At 71.2% G+C, this 16823-nt stretch carries 11 protein-coding genes; 5 read left to right on the plus strand and 6 right to left on the minus strand.

Annotated elements, in window-relative coordinates; all coding sequences use genetic code 11:
• Positions 1-40: 40 nt before the first annotated feature.
• On the minus strand, positions 41-886 hold the full coding sequence (locus tag HTV45_RS04705; protein WP_215204474.1) for a GntR family transcriptional regulator: 846 nt from the start codon (positions 884-886) through the stop codon (positions 41-43).
• Between the two features lie 364 nt (positions 887-1250).
• On the opposite strand from HTV45_RS04705, the gene HTV45_RS04710 reads away from it, so the two are divergent.
• From HTV45_RS04710 to HTV45_RS04725, 4 genes are all read left to right on the plus strand, one after another.
• Entirely contained in the window at positions 1251-2678 is a 1428-nt protein-coding gene (locus HTV45_RS04710) for a cellulose binding domain-containing protein (protein WP_215204299.1), read from the plus strand.
• A 230-nt stretch (positions 2679-2908) separates the two neighbouring features.
• The gene (locus HTV45_RS04715) at positions 2909-7216 is read left to right on the plus strand and encodes a GH92 family glycosyl hydrolase (RefSeq protein ID WP_215204475.1); all 4308 of its coding nucleotides are present in this window, start codon (positions 2909-2911) and stop codon (positions 7214-7216) included.
• Between the two features lie 81 nt (positions 7217-7297).
• Positions 7298-8050 carry an IclR family transcriptional regulator gene (locus tag HTV45_RS04720; RefSeq protein WP_215204300.1) on the plus strand — a complete coding sequence of 251 codons (753 nt, stop codon included), beginning with the start codon at positions 7298-7300 and terminating at the stop codon, positions 8048-8050.
• A 182-nt stretch (positions 8051-8232) separates the two neighbouring features.
• A complete protein-coding gene (locus tag HTV45_RS04725) occupies positions 8233-9411 on the plus strand; it encodes a PP2C family protein-serine/threonine phosphatase (protein ID WP_308309144.1) in 1179 nt (392 codons plus the stop codon).
• Positions 9412-9540: 129 nt separating this feature from the next.
• Here the strand turns inward: HTV45_RS04725 and ppk2 are convergent, their stop codons facing one another.
• A complete protein-coding gene (gene ppk2 / locus HTV45_RS04730) occupies positions 9541-10470 on the minus strand; it encodes a polyphosphate kinase 2 (RefSeq protein WP_251691332.1) in 930 nt (309 codons plus the stop codon).
• Between the two features lie 250 nt (positions 10471-10720).
• Here ppk2 and HTV45_RS04735 point away from each other — a divergent pair, with 250 nt between their 5' ends.
• The gene (locus tag HTV45_RS04735) at positions 10721-11515 is read left to right on the plus strand and encodes an SDR family NAD(P)-dependent oxidoreductase (protein ID WP_215204303.1); all 795 of its coding nucleotides are present in this window, start codon (positions 10721-10723) and stop codon (positions 11513-11515) included.
• A 106-nt stretch (positions 11516-11621) separates the two neighbouring features.
• On the opposite strand, the gene HTV45_RS04740 is transcribed toward HTV45_RS04735, so the two are convergent.
• The 4 genes from HTV45_RS04740 to HTV45_RS04755 all read right to left on the minus strand — a co-directional run bounded on the left by HTV45_RS04740 (position 11622) and on the right by HTV45_RS04755 (position 16187).
• Complete coding sequence (locus tag HTV45_RS04740) at positions 11622-13067, minus strand: cellulase family glycosylhydrolase (RefSeq protein WP_215204304.1); 1446 nt, start codon at positions 13065-13067, stop codon at positions 11622-11624.
• A 120-nt stretch (positions 13068-13187) separates the two neighbouring features.
• Positions 13188-13955, minus strand: a complete 768-nt coding sequence (locus tag HTV45_RS04745; RefSeq protein WP_215204305.1) for a sulfite exporter TauE/SafE family protein — start codon at positions 13953-13955, stop codon at positions 13188-13190.
• A 143-nt stretch (positions 13956-14098) separates the two neighbouring features.
• Positions 14099-14440, minus strand: a complete 342-nt coding sequence (locus HTV45_RS04750) for an SCO5918 family protein (protein ID WP_215204306.1) — start codon at positions 14438-14440, stop codon at positions 14099-14101.
• A 169-nt stretch (positions 14441-14609) separates the two neighbouring features.
• Positions 14610-16187 carry a DEAD/DEAH box helicase gene (locus HTV45_RS04755; protein ID WP_308309174.1) on the minus strand — a complete coding sequence of 526 codons (1578 nt, stop codon included), beginning with the start codon at positions 16185-16187 and terminating at the stop codon, positions 14610-14612.
• Positions 16188-16823 lie beyond the last annotated feature (636 nt).

The following is a 16823-nucleotide window of genomic DNA, read 5'->3' on the forward strand; positions in this document are numbered from 1 at the left end:
TCACTGATTCCGGATTCATCCATCCCGGCGCGACGGCCGGTCAGTCCCCGCTCTGCACCACGCCACGGGTCGAGAAGGTGACGGGGGCGCCGGAGGTGAGGTCTCCCGGAGGGATGCCCGGATGGTGCCCCTCGGGCGGCCTCGGCCGTGCGGCGGTCGGGCCGAGCGTGAGCCGGGAGACGATGCGGTAGCGGTCACCCCGGTAGAGGGAGTGGACGTACTCGACCGGGCGGCCGCCGGTGTCGGTGGTGAGCCGTTCGAACAGCAGGGCAGGCGAAAGCTCCGGCACATCCAGCAGATCCGCCTCGGCCCGGGTCACCACGGTGGGCTCGATGGACTGCACGGCCTCACTGACCCGTACTCCGTGCCGGTCCCCGAAGTGCTCGTACAGGTCGCCCTGTTCCAGTTCCTCGCTGGTGAGGCCGGGCACGAGGTCCGCCGGGACATGCAGGTGCTCGATGGCCATCGGCGCGCCGTCGACCAGCCGGAGCCGGGCTATGTAACGGATCCTGGCCGCGGGCGACATGCGCAGTCTGCGGCCCACCCGGGCCCCCGCCGGCAGGGTGCGGGACTCCAGGACCCTGCTGGTCCACACGCCCCCGGCCGGGGGCAGGGCGAAGGAGTCCCGCTCCGGGAGCAGTTCCTGGGTGATCTTCTCGGCGGCGACGAACATGCCCCGCCCGTGCTCGCGCACCAGCAGCCCCGCGACGACGAGTTCGTCCACCGCGGCGCGCAGCGTCGGGCGGGACACACCGAGGCGGGCACACAGGCGGCGCTCCGAGGGGATGGCATCGCCGGGACTCCGCGTCTCGATGAGCTCGAGGATGGCGTCGCGGACCCGTTCCCGCTTGAGCATGGCGCCCGAGGCGGCGGGGTCGATCTCCATACGGGACTTTCGTTCGTCGTCGGTCACGGACGGACCGCCGGGGCCACTGGTACGGCATCGACCTTAACTGGTCCGCTCACCGGATATCCCGCACCCGCAGCGCCGAATACCGGTGGTGCGGGGAGGGTTGACGCACACATTGGTCTATGCCACCTTCTGTCGACATCAACTGGTAAAGCTACGGCGGCAACTGGTCAACCCGGAGGGCCGGGCCGCTCCCGTGCGCCCCCTGCTGTGCGGCAGCCCCACGCGAGCCACAGCCGGTCCACCACGCACCGCGCGCACCGCGTACACGATCCACCGTGCCCCGCACACCGCACAGCCCATCCACCCGTGCGCCACCCCCACCACGAAAGGATCACGGATGAGTACTCGTCCCACCGGCCGCCGCGTCCGCGCGGCACTCGCGCTGACCGCCCTGCTGGGCAGCGCCGCACTGACCGGCCTTCCGGCGACCTCCGCGGCTGCCGCGGACGGCGCCGTCTCGGTGCAGTACCGCACCAGCTCCGGCGGGGCCACCGCGGACCAGAGCGAGCCCTGGTTCAAGGTCCGCAACAGCGGTTCCTCACCCGTGCAGCTGAGCCAGGTGAAGGTCCGGTACTACTTCAAAGCCGATACGCCGGGCGCCACTTACCGCTTCGCCTGTTCCTGGGCGGTCAAGGGCTGCGCCGCCGTCACCGGCACGTTCGGGACACTCGCCCGCCCCACCGCCACGGCCGACCGCTATCTGGAGATCGGGTTCACCCCGTCCGCCGGATCGCTGGCTCCGGGCGCCGACACCGGCGACATGCAGCTGCGCTTCCACCGGTCCGACTGGCAGACCCTGCGGCAGAGCGACGACTACTCCTTCGGCGGCACCCAGGCCTCGTACGCCGACTGGAGCAGGGTCACCGCACAGCTGGCCGGCACCACGGTGTGGGGCACCGCCCCGGAGGGGAACGACCCGACGGATCCCACCGACCCGACCGACCCTCCCGGTGACGGCGGCCAGACCCTGTTCGACGACTTCGACTACACCTCGCACACCGACCCCGCGATCTCCGCGCACGGCTGGAGCGTGCGCTCCAACCCGGGTGGCCCGGGGGTACCCGGCGCGGCCTGGGACCCGTCGAAGGTCACCTTCGCCTCCTCGGGCGGCAACTCGGTGATGAATCTGGAGACCTCCACCGCGGGAACCGGAGCCTCCACGACACACACCGAAGTCCTCACCAGGAGCACGAAGTTCAGATACGGCACCTACGCCGCCCGGGTCAGGTTCTCCGACGCCCCCAAGTACGGCCCCGACGGGGACCGCGTCGTCCAGACCTTCTTCACCATCAACGACCTGAAGGCACCGATGGCCGACGACTACGCCGAGTACGACTTCGAGTACCTGCCCAACGGCGGCTGGGGCGAGCCGGCCAACATCCTCTACACGACCTCCTGGGAAACCTACAACCCCGACCCCTGGCAGGCCGTCAACCAGCACAGCGAGAGCCGGCGGAGCTTCGCGGGCTGGCACGACCTGGTGGTGACCATCGACGACCACGCCATCACCTACTACGTCGACGGTCAGCACTTCGGCACCCACGACGCCGCGTATCTGCCCGAACGCCCGATGTCGATCAACTTCAACCAGTGGCTGATCGACCTCGACGGCCAGACGTCGACCACGCCCCGCGCCTACGACCAGCAGGTCGACTACGTGCTGCACGTCAAGGACCAGGTCCTCACCCCGGCCCAGGCCGCTGCGAAGGTCGGCGAACTCCGCGGCGCCGGCACCTCCTTCGTGGACGAGGTCCCGGCGCCGTGACGGCCTGACCGCCGCACCCCTCGTACCGCTTGCCCGACTCACCGGCCGGGGCCCAGCCGGGGCCCCGGCCGCCGTGCGCGACCCCGCGCGTCCCTTCCCGCAAAGTTCACCCGATCTTTCCCCGGGTCTTCCGCCCGCGAGCCGGAGACGCTGAACTGTAGGCTGCGGCCCGCAGGACGGCCGCAGGACGACAACGTTGTCACTTTGTGGAAAGCAGGGATACCGACGCGATGTGGAACGCCACGGAGTTCTCTCCACCCAAGCCCCCGCCGGGCCGCCGCAGACTCCTCACCGCCGCGCTGATCCTCGGCACGCTGATCGCCGGGATGACGCCCGCGGCCGGCGCGGCCGCCGAGAAGCACCGTGACATCACGGCGTTCGACGCGGTCGACCCGTTCATCGGCACCCGTCTGGACACGTCCCAGAACAAGGGGAACAGCGCGTACGGCAACACCTGGCCGGGTGCCACGGTGCCGTTCGGCATGGTGCAGTCCTCCCCCACCACGTACCGCACCTCCGACGGGGACCAGAAGGGCGGATACGAGTACACGGCCGACGAGATCCGCGGCTTCGGCATGACGCGGCTCTCCGGGACCGGCTGCGAGGGACGCTTCAGCGGCTTCGACTTCCCGGTGCTGCCCTACACCGGCGAGCTCACCGGTGGCGCCCTGCCCTCCAGTCCCGCCGAAAAGATCACCGACTACTACCTCGGCTTCGACCACGCCGACGAGAAGGCCGACCCCGGCTACTACTCCGTCGACCTCGCGAACGGCGTGGAGACGGAGCTGACCGCGACCACGCGCACCGCCGTCAGCCGCTTCGACTTCCCCTCCGGCGGCGGCTCCACTCTGCTGTTCGACGTGGCCGGTTCCAACAACCGGGTCTTCGGCAGCGAGGTGAAGGTCGACGGGAACACCGTCAGCGGCTGGGTGGAGACGGCCTCGGTCTGCGACGAGGGCGGACGCTACCGGGCCTACTTCTCCACCACCTTCGACCGCCCGGTCAGGGCCCACGGCACGTGGCAGGGATCCGACGTGCGGCCCGGATCGGACGCCGCCTCCGGCGGTGACACCAAGCACGGGGCGGGCGCCTACCTCGTCTTCGACCGGGGCGCGAAGGTCACCGCGAAGACCGGCCTCAGCTATGTGAGCGTCGCGGGCGCGACCCGAAACGCCGTCACCGAGACCCGCGGCCGGAACTTCGACCGGGTCCGCGACCAGGCCGCCCGCGTGTGGCGGGACGCGCTCGGCACCGTCGACGCGGAGGGCGGCACCCGCGCCGAGCGGGTGAAGTTCTACACCGCGCTCTACCATTCGCTGCTCCACCCGAACATCTTCGACGACGTCAGCGGTGAGTACCGGGGGTACGACGGAGAGGTCCGCCGGGTCGCCCAGGGCCGCCACCACTACGTCACCTACGCGGGCTGGGACACCTACCGCAGCCAGGCGCAGCTGATCGCCCTGCTGTTCCCGAAGGTCGGCAGTGACATCAACCAGTCGATCACCGACATGGTCCGCCAGACCGGCACCTGGCCCAACTGGCCGCACCTGAACCAGGCGCAGCAGAAGATGAGCGGCGACTCGCTGCAGTCGGTGGTCGCCTCGATCGACGCCTTCGGCTCCACCGACTACGACCGCCGGGCCGCCCTGGAGTCGATGAAGACGACCCAGAGCCTGCCCGCCGACGCCACGCTGCGGCGGCACGCCTACCAGTACGCGACCGTCGGCTTCGTCGAGAACCGCAAGGGCGACTCCGCGACGTCGAAGACGCTCGAGTACGCCGTGGACGACTTCGGCATCGCCCAACTCGCCCGGCGGCTGGGTGACAAGAGGACCTACGACCGGTTCATGGTCCGGGCGCAGAACTGGCGAAACGTGTTCGACGACGCCAGTGACCACATCCGCCCCCGCGAGCGGACGGGCTTCGACCGGGGCTTCAACCTCGGTGAGCGGGGCAACCAGTTCGAACAGGCCACGGGCTACCAGTACGGCTGGATGGTGCCGCACAACGTCGGCACCCTGGTCGAGAAGCGGGGCGGCATCGAGGCCACCACCAAGGCGCTGGACGACCACACGCGGGAGCTGGACGCCGGCGTGTACAACACCTCGGGCGCGTATCTGAGCAACCAGCCCAGCTTCACCATGCCGTTCGTCTACAACTGGCTGCGGCAGCCGCACCGCACGGCGGACGTGCTGCGCCGCGCCGTGGACGAGATGTACGACACGACGCCCTCGGGGCTGCCCGGCAACGACGACCTCGGCTCGCTGAGCAGCTGGTACGTGTGGGCGAACATCGGCCTCTTCCCCGCCGTGCCCGGCACCGCCGATCTGGTGGTGAGCGGCCCGATGTTCGACCGGGTCGTGGTGGACAGCGCCGACAGCCGGCGACGGATCACCCTGGACGCTCCCCGCGCCGACGAGGCGCCGTACGTGACCGCGCTGAAGGTGAACCGCCGTTCCACGACGCGCTCGTGGCTCCCGGCGGAGTTCACCCGCGAGGGTGGCAGGCTCGACTTCCGGATGGCGGCGAAGCCCGGCACCTGGGGCACCCGCGCGGGCGACGTCCCCCCGTCGCACACGGACGGCACGGACGCCCGGAACAACATCGGCAGCACGCCGGACGACCGGGGCGACCTCGGCTCCCTCGACCTCAGCGACAACTCCCTGTCCCGTCAGCGGCTGGCGGCGGCCGGAGCGGCGCCCGGCGCGAAACTCCCGCTGGGTGACACCGGGATCGAGTTCACCTGGCCGGACACCGGCCCCGGGGAGCCCGACAACTGGATACCGCACGGCCAGCGCATCCGCCTGAACGGCCGTGGGGCGACCGGGATCTCCTTCCTCGGCCTCGCCACCAACGGGCCCGCGCAGGGCAGCGCGGTGGTCGAGTACACCGACGGCTCCACCCAGTCCGTGCCGGTGCGCTTCACCGACTGGACTCCCGGGACGAACTACCAGTTCGGCAACGAGCCACTGGTGACCACGAAGGGGCGCAACCGGGCCTCCGGCGGGGCGGACACCGTGGAGAGCAAGGTCTTCGCCACACGTCCTCAGGCGCTGGACCCGGAGAAGCGGGTCGCCGCCGTCGTCCTGCCGCAGGGCACCGACCGCGGCGTCATGCACGTGTTCGACGTCGCGCTCACCGACCGTCCGGATCTCGAGTTTCCCGGCCTGGTGCCCTCACGCATCGTCCTGACCCCGACCGGGAAGCCGGAGTCCTCCCAGGCCGTCACCTGGCGGACGGCGGCCGCGCTGACCTCCGGCGAGGTGCGGGTCCGTGAGGCCGGCACCGAGCGGTGGCGGACCGTGGCCGCCCGGACGGGCGAGGAACTGGAGGCGGGCGGAGAGCAGACACGCACCCACTCGGCGGTTCTCGACCGCCTCTCCCCCGGTACCGAGTACGAGTACCGGGTGGGCACCGGTGACCGGTTCAGTCCGGTGTACCGGTTCACCACCGCCCGGCCGGCGGGCGAGGAGTTCACGTTCCTCTACTTCGGCGACGCGCAGAACGATCTGGCGGCGAAGTGGGCGCCGGTCGTGAAGCAGGCCTACGACCGCTATCCCGACGCCGTCGGCAGCGTCAACGCGGGTGACCTGGTCAACTCCTCCGGCAACGACAGCGAGTGGCGCGACTGGTTCGGGGCGATGGACGGCTACAGCCAGACGACCAATGTCATCGCCGCGCCCGGCAACCACGAGTACTCGGGCGACACCTTCCTCAAGAAGTGGAAGGCGACGTTCGAGTACCCGGCCAACGGTCCGCGCGCCGCACCGGCCGAGAACGACACGCCCGCCGAGCGGCAGCGCGCCGCGTACGAGGCGCACATGGCGAAGGCGCTCACCGAGACCGCGTACTCCACCGACTACCAGGGGGTGCGGTTCATCTCGCTCAACGCCAGCACGGGTGACGCCCGTTCACTGATGACGCCGGACGACCTCCCGGCCTGCAGCGAGAACTGTCCCGACCCGCAGAAGCTCTGGCTCGCCATGCAGGGCCGCTGGCTGGACCACCTCCTCGAGGACAACCCCAACAAGTGGGCGGTGGCGGTGTTCCACCAGCCGGTGTTCTCCGGCGCCGAGGGACGCGACGAGAAGCCGGTGCGTGACGCCTGGCTCCCAGTGTTCCAGCGCGGCGACATCGACCTGGTGCTGATGGGACACGACCACGTGTACGCCCGTGGGTACGCGGACGCCGACGCCACCTCCACACCCGGGGTGACCACCGGCCCGGTGTACACGGTCGCCGTCTCGGGGCCGAAGTACTACGAGCTCGCTCCCGACGACGACAACGTGTGGACCCGCAACGGGGCGACCCAGGTGGTCCGCGCCGGACACACCTCCACCTTCCAGGGGATCAGGGTCACCGAGGACACGATCCGCTACGAGGCGGTCGTCGCCGCCAAGTGGGACGACCGGTCCACCACGGACAAGGAGGTCGGTGAGCTCCTGGACTCGTTCACCATCACCAAGTACGACGACGGCACGAAGTACGTGACCGAGGACGGGGTGCCGGTGCCGCCCGCCCCGGCCGCCGGCGACTGACGGCCGTCCGGGCAGAGCCCCCGCCCCACCGGGGCGGGGGCCTGTCTTGCCTGCGGCGGGCGGTCGGCGCAGGCTGGTGACATGGCTGCGAGTCCGACGCTCATCTCCTCCGTACAGCGTGCCTTCCGGCTGCTGGAGGCGGCGAGCTCGCACCAGAACGGCGCGCCGGCGAAGCAGCTGGCCCGGGAGACCGGGCTGCCGCTGGCCACGGCGTACCACCTGCTGCGCACGCTCGTGCACGACGGATACCTGCGCAAGCTGGACGACGGCGCCTTCGTGCTGGGCGACCGACTCGGGACCCTGCGCTCGACGGGCGGCGGACAGGCGCTGATCGGCCGGGTCCGGCCAGTGCTCGCAGCGCTGCGCGACGAGCTCTCCAGCGCCGCCTACCTCACCTTCTACGAGGACGGTGAGATCCGGGTCGCCGAGATCGTCGACGGTCCGAGCGCTCCGCGGGCGGATCTCTGGGTCGGTTTCGAGGACGCCGGGCACGCCACCGCCCTGGGCAAGTCCGTGCTCCGGGAGCTCGACGACGAGGCACGCCGGGAGTACCTGTCCCGGCACCCCCTCCACGACCTCACCCCCCGGACGATCACCACGGCGTCGGCGCTGATCCGCCAGATCGAGACCGCCGCCATGGCCCCGGCCGTGACGGACGTGGAGGAGTACGCCGTGGGAACGGTCTGTGTCGCGGTGCCGGTCCGCAGCGGCGGCACGCTGGGCTCGCTCGGTGTGTCGATGCCGAGGGACCGGCTCTCCCGGCTCGACGAGGTGCGCGGACTGCTCCTGCCGAGCGCCGACCGGGTGACGCGGAGCCTCTCGCTCACTATCTGAAAAGCACACCCTTGTGACGCCCGAAACAATCACCTTTCCTGAAGAAACAGACATTCCAGGACGCGCGCACGCCGCGCACAGGTGAGGACACCGGACGACACATGAGGCACGCCCCGCAGCAGGAACACGACGGATCGCCGATACGGCGGCAGAGGAGGGGTGGACGTGTTCGCTCGCCCCGGGTGCCCGCGACCGTGCACCGGGCCGCCGGCACGTCGGCCCTGCCCCTGCTGGTCATCTTCCTGGTCGTGTGCGTCGATCTCTTCGGCAGCGCGGGCAAGATCTGGCTGCCGCTGCTGGCCGCCGGACCGGCCCTGGCGGCATCGACCAGCGGTCCGGCCGGGGTTCTGGGAGTGGGCCTCCTCGCCTCCCTGCTCGGGGCCTGGATCGGCGCCCGACACGACATGGCGGCCTCACAGCTGATCGTCGTCCTCTGCGCGCTGGTGACCGTCACCCTGGCCGGAACGCTCGCCAGCGCCCTGCGCGAACGGCGTGAGCGCGTCCTGGCCGCCGTCCGCTCGGTGGCGGAGACCGCGCAGCACGCCCTGCTCAAGCCGGTCCCCGAGACCGTGGGTCCGTTCCGAGTGGCGGTCCGCTACAGCGCCGCCGCGGCGGAGGCCCGGATCGGCGGCGACCTCTACTCCCTCGTTCCCACCCCGTACGGGGTCAGGATGATCGTCGGCGATGTGCGCGGCAAAGGACTGCCGGCCGTGGGGACCGCCTCTCTCGTCCTCGGTGTCTTCCGGGAGGCGGCCCACGACGAGCCGGACATCCGGGACGTCGTGGCCCGGATCGAACGCAGCCTGGCCCGCAACCTCGGCGGCGACGACTTCGTCACCGCCGTGGTCGCCGGATACCCGGAGCCCGGGCGGCTGGAGATGGTCAACTGCGGACACGCGCCACCCCTGCTGATCCGCGGCACCGACGTGATGCCGGTGGATCCGGTCCGCCCGGCACCGCCCCTGGGGCTGCGTGCCCTCATCGACGAGCCTCCCTGCCTCCAGGTGGTGCGGTTCGTCGAGGGGGACCAGTTGCTGCTCTACACCGACGGAGTCACCGAGGCGCGCGACGCCGGCCGTGCGTTCTACCCCCTGGCCGAAGGTCTGGCCCGGCACCTGTGCGACGAGCCGGACCGTACGCTCGCCGCACTGCACCGGGACCTGCTGGACCATGTGGGCGGCCGGCTGCACGACGACGCGGCGCTGCTTCTGCTGCGCAAGCCTCTCACCGCCGGGGCGGTGGACCCCGGCGGTGAGCCCGCCGCACGCGCGCGGGACGGCGCGCCCGCCGTCCGGCCGCTCACCGGCCCGCCGGTCCGGACGCCCGGCGGCACGTTCGGCGACCGCGCGGACGTCGCCTGATCTCCCGCTCCGGCGCGGCGCCGGACGGCGCTCACGCCGGCGGGCCCCGGTGTGCGCACCGCGGGCGGATCCTCCGGGAAGGCTCACACGCCCCCGGCCGCACGGCGGAGGTCACCGTGCCGACCGGGGTCAGGTTCCCGGGTGGCTCCCCGGGCCGTCGCCGGGGCCCGCGAGGGGGGTCGGTGAGAGGACCGCGGGTTCCTCGCCGGCCTCCAGCAGGGTGTCCGCCGCGCCCACGATCAGCGGGTCCGGCTTCCCCAGCGCCCCGTGGTCCTTCGCCGGATAGTCGCAGCGGTCGAGGAGGCTGCGCATGGCCTCGAGCCGGCCCCGGCGCTTGTCGTTGTTCTTCACCACGGTCCACGGCGCGTGGGGCGTGTCCGTGGCCCGGAACATCTCGACCTTGGCCTGGGTGTAGTCGTCCCACAGATCCAGCGAGGCGAGGTCCATCGGCGACAGCTTCCAGCGCCGCAGCGGATCGACCTGGCGGATCGCGAAACGGGTCCGCTGTTCGGCCCGGGACACGGAGAACCAGAACTTCAGCAGCATGATGCCGTCGTCGGTGAGCAGTTTCTCGAACATCGGCGTCTGCTCGAGGAAATGGCGGTACTCCGCCTCCGTGCAGAATCCCATGACCCGCTCCACCCCGGCGCGGTTGTACCACGAGCGGTCGAAGAAGACGATCTCTCCCCGGGCCGGCAGATGGGCCACGTACCGCTGGAAGTACCACTGTCCCGCCTCCCGCTCGGTCGGCTTCTCCAGGGCCACGACACGGGCACCACGGGGGTTCAGGCGCTCCATGAACCGCTGGATGGTGCCGCCCTTCCCGGCCGCGTCCCGCCCCTCGCAGACCACCACGAGCCGCTGGCCGGTGTCCTTCACCCACCGCTGCATCTTCAGCAGTTCGATCTGCAGGACGCGCTTCGTCCGGTCGTACTCCGCTCTGCGCATCCTGCGGTCGTAGGGGTGGTTCTCCCGCCAGGTCTCGATGGGGGCGCCGTCCGCGTCCAGGAGCACAGGGCGTTCCGGACGCCGGTCGTCGACCTCGAGCCCCTGGAGCAGATCGTCACCGGTCGTACCGGAGGACTGCCCCGCGGCTTCCTCACGGTCCTCCGGTGCGTCCGCGTGTTCGGCCGTCACGTCGCCTCCCGCCTCTTCCGGTGCGTTACGGAAAGCGTATGTCCCCCGGTCGCCTGCGGTAATCCGACTTCACGGCCCGGGAGCGGGGGCGGGTCCCGGCGGGTACGTTGCGGGAACAACCGACAGGCGGGCAGCGGACGCCGCCGTATCCGGGGCAAAGGAGACTCACGACGTGCAGATCGATCTGCTGGGCCGTACAGCGCTGGTCACCGGTTCCACCCAGGGCATCGGGGCGGCGATCGCCACCGGTCTCGCACGGTCGGGAGCCCGGGTCGCGGTCAACGGGCGCTCCGAGGGACGTGTGCGGGAGAGCGCCGCCGCGATCGGGCGGGCGGTACCCGGCGCCGACGTGGTGCCGGTCGCCGCGGACGTGACCACCGAGACGGGCGCGCGCCACGTGGCGGAGTCCCTGGGGCGGGTGGACATCCTCGTCAACAACCTCGGCGTCTTCGGTGCCGCGGACCCCCTGGAGATCACCGACGACGAGTGGCGGCGCTACTTCGAGGTGAACGTCCTGGCCGCCGTGCGGCTGACCCGGCTCTTCCTGCCGGGTATGACCGGGCGCGGCTGGGGACGCGTCCAGTACATCGCCAGCGACTCGGCGATCGTCACACCCGCCGAGATGATCCACTACGGGGTCTCCAAGACGGCGCTGCTCGCGGTGGGCCGGGGCTTCGCCAAGCAGGCGGCCGGCACGGGGGTCACGGTGAACTCGGTCATCGCCGGGCCCACCCACACCGGCGGGGTGGAGGACTTCGTCTACGAGCTGGTGGACCGTGAGCTTCCCTGGGAGGAGGCGCAGCGCGCCTTCATGCGCGAGCACCGGCCGCAGTCGCTGCTGCAGCGGCTGATCGAGCCCGAGGAGATCGCGAACATGGTCGTCTACCTCGCCTCCGACCAGGCCTCAGCGACGACCGGCGGGGCGTTGCGCGTCGACGGCGGGTATGTCGACGCGATCCTGCCCTGAGGACCCAGGCCCGCCTGCCTGCCCGTCCGTCCGGCACGGCGTGCCGGACGGACGGGCAGGTACGGGAGGGGCGGGTACGGGAGGGGGATGCTGCCCGGCAGCGGGATCAGCCGGTGGGGAAGCTGTCCGGGGTCCTGATGTGGTCACGGATCCAGACGCCGGCGGGCTTCAGCGACGACGTGCCGGTCCAGGGGCCGTTGTCGGCGCACGTGCCGCTGGTGAAGACGGCACCGGAGCGGTGGTCGTCGGAGAAGTTCCAGTTGACCCAGCTGATCTTCTTGTCCGCCATCAGGTCGAGGTAGCGCTGGGACATCGCGAAGTCGTCCGCGCCCTCGCCCGCGTAGTTCTGGGTGCCGAACTCGGTGACGAACACGGGGATCCGGTCGGCGGCGCGGGAGAGGGCCGCCAGGTACTCCTCCCGGTGCGAGGCGGCGTAGAAGTGGAAGGTGTACATGATGTTGGAGGCGTCGACCGGGTTGTTCACGACCTCGCTCTCGTCGGCGCCCTCGGAGACGCCGAACGAGGACCAGGCGCGGGTGCCGACGAGGACGGGGGCGTCGGCGTCGATCCCGCGGATCACCGGGATGATCTGCTCCGCGTAGCTCTTGATCCGTGACCAGCTCACGCCACTGGGCTCGTTGGCGATCTCGTAGAGGATGTTGTCGCGGCCCTTGTTGCGGCTCGCGATGTCGGTGAAGAACTTCCGGGCGTTGTCGAGGTTGGCCATGGGGTCGCCGGGGTCGAGCATGTGCCAGTCGACGATCACGTACAGCCCGCGGTCGCTCGCCTGCTGGATCAGGGAGTCGGCCAGGCGGGTGAAGTGGGCGGGATCGGTCTCCCAGCCGCCCTCCTGCACATAGGTGGAGACGCGCAGGACGTCGGCCTTCCAGTCGTCGGCCAGGGCGTCGAGCGATCCGCCGGTCAGACACTGGGGGTACCACTGGGTGCCGTGGCTGCTCATGCCGCGCAACTGGACGGGGTTGCCGTGCTCGTTGCAGAGCTTGGTGCCGCAGACCTCGAGCCGGCCGTTGAGGTCCACGGGGGTGCCCGCCCGGGGCGGGTCCGCGGGCGGGTCGGCCGGTGTGGTGCCGCCGCCTGCGCAGGGCATTCCGTTGACGGTGCAGTTGAGGGGCAGACCGGTGCCGGAGGCGTTGAAGCCGAAGCTCTGCCGGCCGCCGGGGGCGATGGTGGCGTTGTAGGAGACGCCGGTGAAACGGTAGTGCTGCCCCTGCTGGGTCCTGGCCGCGGACCAGTGACCGCCGACCGTCGTCCCGGCGGGCAGGTCGAACTCGATCGTCCAGCCGTCGGCCGGGGTGTCGCCGGCGTTGGTGATCGTCACGTCGGCACCGTACCCGGTGTCCCACGCGGTGGTGCGCGTGATCTCCGCGGTGACGCGGGCGGCCGCGGTCCCGGATCGGACGGTGCCGGCCTCCGCGCCGGTGGAGGCCGGTGCGGCGGGTGCCGCGGTGACGGTGGTCAGGGCGAGGAGGAGGGCACTGGCGAGGGCCGCGGCGGCCGCCGCGGGGCGTAGCTGGAAGCGTGCCGGTGTCATGGGGGGCTCCGTCCAGGACTGGATGGTTAGGAAAGTTTCCTAACCAGAAGGAACCAGAGCCGGCCTTCGATTGCAAGGTGCACGACAAGGTCGCTCCGCCGGTCCGGCCGAAGGGCCTGGTCAGCGGAGCAGCAACTGGACGAGGGCGACGGTGCCGATGACGACGATGAGGGCACGCAGTACCGCGGGACGGAATCTGCGGCCCGTCATCGCCCCGAGCTGGCCGCCCAGGGCGGAGCCGGCCGCGATGAGCGCGACGGCCGTCCAGTCGAAGTCGGCGACGAACAGGAAGAAGGTCGCGGCGACGGTGTTCACGATGGCGACGAGCACGTTCTTGACGGCGTTGAGCCGCTGCAGGGGCTCGTCGAGGAGCAGACCCATCAGGGACATGTAGATGATGCCCTGCGCGGCGGCGAAGTAGCCGCCGTAGACGCTGGCCAGCGTCAGGCCGGTGAACAGGGGCCATCCGCCGTCGCGCCGGGCGGGCTTTCCCGTGTGCCGGGCGCGGCCGCGCACCTTGCCGCCGATCAGGGGCTGGAGCGCGACGAGGACCAGGGCGAGCCCGACCAGGGTCGGCACGATGGTCTCGAACGCCTCCGCGGGCAGGGCCAGCAGGAGGGTGGCCCCCGCGATCCCGCCCAGGGCCGAGCCGATGCCGAGCCTGAGGATGCGGCGGCCCTGTCCGGAGAGCTCCCGCCGGTAGCCGATGGCGCCGCTGACGGCGCCGGGAACCAGGCCGAGGGCGTTGGACACCGTGGCGGTGAGGGGTGACAGGCCAGTGGCGAGCAGTACGGGGAAGGTGACCAGGGTCCCCGAGCCCACGACCGCGTTCATGGCTCCCGCGCCGACACCCGCCGCGAAGACGCCGAGCATCTCCACCGGCGTCATGCCGCGGCTCCGGTCACATCAGGGCCGGCCGGTGACGTCCCGCGCCGGCCGGGCCCGGGGGAAGTGTTCATGGCACGACGCTAGCCCGCGGACCCTTCGGCGGTCGCCGAAGGGTCCGCGCGCGGCTCGCCGGTTCCGGCGTGTCAGATCTGTTGGCCGATCGCGTGGCCGGTCACCTGATCGGTCGGGTGGCCCAGCATTTCGGACGCCGTCTCCAGCGGGGAGAGTTCCCGCACGGGCGGTTCGGCCTGGGGATGGGCGTGGCAGGTGAAGCCGAGACGGGCCATGGCCCGGACGACCTCGCCGCTGGTGAAGTCGCGGCGGTCCTGCCGGGTGATGACCTGCCCCACCTGCTTGACGGGGTAGCGGCGGCGGCCGATGGTCACGGACTCACCCGTGACCGTTTCCGGTGTGATGCCCTTCATCGACTCCAGGACTCCGGCCTTGGTCAGGTCGAACGGGTATCGGGCGATGACGCAGCGCATAGTGCCTCTCAGGGAGAGATGGGAGACGGGCCGACCGGGTGGGTGAGTGGCCCACGGGGACTGAAGCGGTTCGGGAGCGGACGACGACATGGCGACGGCCGCGTGCGCGGCCGGACCGCCATGTCGTCATGTCGCTTTCTCGTCATGTCGTCACGGACGAAGTGCCTGGCTAGGCGGCACGGTCCGCGGCCGGCTTCCTCGGCGCCCTGCGGCGCGACGCCTCACCGGCGGACCGTCCCTGGCCGCCCCGGTTCTGGGCGCCCGTGCTCTGGGTGGTCCGGCCGCCCTGTGCCGTGCGGCCCTGCGCGGCTCGCTCACCGGTGGTGCGCTCACCGCCCTGGGCGGCACGCCCCTCGGTGGTGCGGGACTGGCCGTCGCGCCCCTGCCTGGCACGGCCCGGTGCGGTGCGGCTCCGGCGGCCGCGCGACGAGGACGCGGCGCGGCGGGGCCGCTGCTCCACGACGGGGGCCGGAATGACGACCGGTACGCCGGAGGGGGCCTGGGCACCGGTGATGCGGCTCAGCTCCTCGTCGCCCGACCGCACCTGGGTGGTCCGCGGGGTGATGCCCGCCTGGACCATCAGCCGGCTCATGTCGCGCCGCTGGTCGCGGGTCACCAGGGTGATGACGCTGCCGGACTCGCCGGCGCGGGCCGTGCGTCCGCCGCGGTGCAGATAGTCCTTGGGGTCGCTGGGCGGATCCACGTTGACGACCAGATCCAGGTTGTCGACGTGGATGCCCCGCGCCGCGACGTTGGTCGCCACCAGCACGGTCACCCGTCCGTCCTTGAACTGGGTGAGGGTCCGGGTGCGCTGGGGCTGGGACTTGCCGCCGTGCAGGGCTGCCGCGCGCACACCGCTGTTCAGCAGGTGCTTGGTGAGCTTGTCCACCGCGTGCTTGGTGTCCAGGAACATGATCACCCGGCCGTCCCGCGCCGCGATCTCGGTCGTCGTCCGGCGCTTGTCCGTGTCGTCGACGTGCAGCACGTGGTGTTCCATCGTGGTGACCGCGCCCGCGGACGGGTCGACGGAGTGGACCACCGGGTCGCTCAGGTAGCGCCGTACCAGCAGGTCGACGTTGCGGTCGAGGGTGGCGGAGAAGAGCATCCGCTGGCCGTCTGCCCGCACCTGGTCGAGCAGCCTGGTGACCTGCGGCAGGAAGCCCATGTCGGCCATCTGGTCGGCCTCGTCGAGGACCGTGATGGCCACGTCGTCCAGCACGCAGTCGCCGCGGTCGATGAGGTCCTTGAGCCGGCCGGGCGTCGCGATGACGACCTCCGCGCCGGCCCGCAGGGCAGATGCCTGCTTGCCGATCGACAGACCGCCGACCACGGTGGCCAGGCGCAGCCGCACCGAACGGGCGTACGGGGTCAGCGCGTCGGTGACCTGCCCGGCCAGTTCACGGGTGGGCACGAGCACCAGGGCGAGCGGCCGGCGGGGCTCGGCGCGAAGGCCCGTCGTACGGCCCAGCAGCGCCAGTCCGAAGGCGAGGGTCTTCCCGGAGCCGGTACGGCCACGGCCGAGTACGTCACGGCCGGCCAGGGCGTTCGGCAGCGTGGCCGCCTGGATGGGAAACGGGACCGCCATGCCCTCATGGCCGAGGGTGGCCAGCATCTCTGCCGGCAGGGCGAGTTCGGCGAAGGACTCCACCGCGGGGAGCGCGGGGGTGGTCGTCACCGGGAGGGCGAATTCGCCCGTCACCGGGGTCCGTCGGCTGCTCGAGCCCTTGGAACGCCGCTGTGTGCCGATACGGTCGGCGGCGCCTGTACGGCGGCCGCCCCTGGCGAAACTCTGACCGCCGGAGCGAGCGCCGGCCGTTCGATTGTTCGCGCGAGCCTGTGTCAAGTGGAACCTTCCCTGATGTGGCACGTATCAAGGAATGTCCGCCGCAGTGGAACAACGCAGGGAATTGCAAGAACGAGCCGGATTGAAGTGGTCGCATCGGCTGTTCCGCCTGGTTCATCAGACGCGACCCCAAAAAAAGCAGCGAACCGGAGCCCGCACCTTCTGGTGCCGACCCCAGCTGCGACGTAGACGTCAGTATGGCGCAGAGGCGGTCTTTCCTACCTGCGGCTTTTCGTGTACCACGACTACAACTGAGATCGACAGTAGCACGGAGCGTTCCGGCCCGTACAGCAGGCCGTCCCGGCCGGGCCGCCGCCGGGCCGGTGGTCAGGGCGCCTGAGCCGGACGCGGCTCCCCGAGGACTCCATGACGCGGCCGCCCGGGTGCCACCGGACGCGAGGAAGGGCGAGGTCCGGGGTGACGGCCATGCCGTGGAACACCCACCGGTTCGTCTCGGCGATGTCCCTCCGTGCCACTCGCCGCCATGGTGTCGTGCGTCACGGAGGTGGCGGCGTCGCTCCCTTCGGGGACACGGGCGTC

This window comes from Streptomyces sp. CHD11 (genome assembly GCF_018638295.1).
Classification (GTDB): Bacteria; Actinomycetota; Actinomycetes; order Streptomycetales; family Streptomycetaceae; genus Streptomyces.

What these genes read in the sequence shown, in the direction of transcription:
- HTV45_RS04745 (WP_215204305.1), bottom strand. Translation starts at nt 13,955, where the DNA reads ATGACGCCGGTGGAGATGCTCGGCGTCTTCGCGGCGGGTGTCGGCGCG.
- HTV45_RS04720 (WP_215204300.1), top strand. Translation starts at nt 7,298, where the DNA reads ATGGCTGCGAGTCCGACGCTCATCTCCTCCGTACAGCGTGCCTTCCGG.
- HTV45_RS04715 (WP_215204475.1), top strand. Translation starts at nt 2,909, where the DNA reads ATGTGGAACGCCACGGAGTTCTCTCCACCCAAGCCCCCGCCGGGCCGC.
- HTV45_RS04740 (WP_215204304.1), bottom strand. Translation starts at nt 13,067, where the DNA reads ATGACACCGGCACGCTTCCAGCTACGCCCCGCGGCGGCCGCCGCGGCC.
- HTV45_RS04750 (WP_215204306.1), bottom strand. Translation starts at nt 14,440, where the DNA reads ATGCGCTGCGTCATCGCCCGATACCCGTTCGACCTGACCAAGGCCGGA.
- HTV45_RS04705 (WP_215204474.1), bottom strand. Translation starts at nt 886, where the DNA reads ATGGAGATCGACCCCGCCGCCTCGGGCGCCATGCTCAAGCGGGAACGG.
- HTV45_RS04710 (WP_215204299.1), top strand. Translation starts at nt 1,251, where the DNA reads ATGAGTACTCGTCCCACCGGCCGCCGCGTCCGCGCGGCACTCGCGCTG.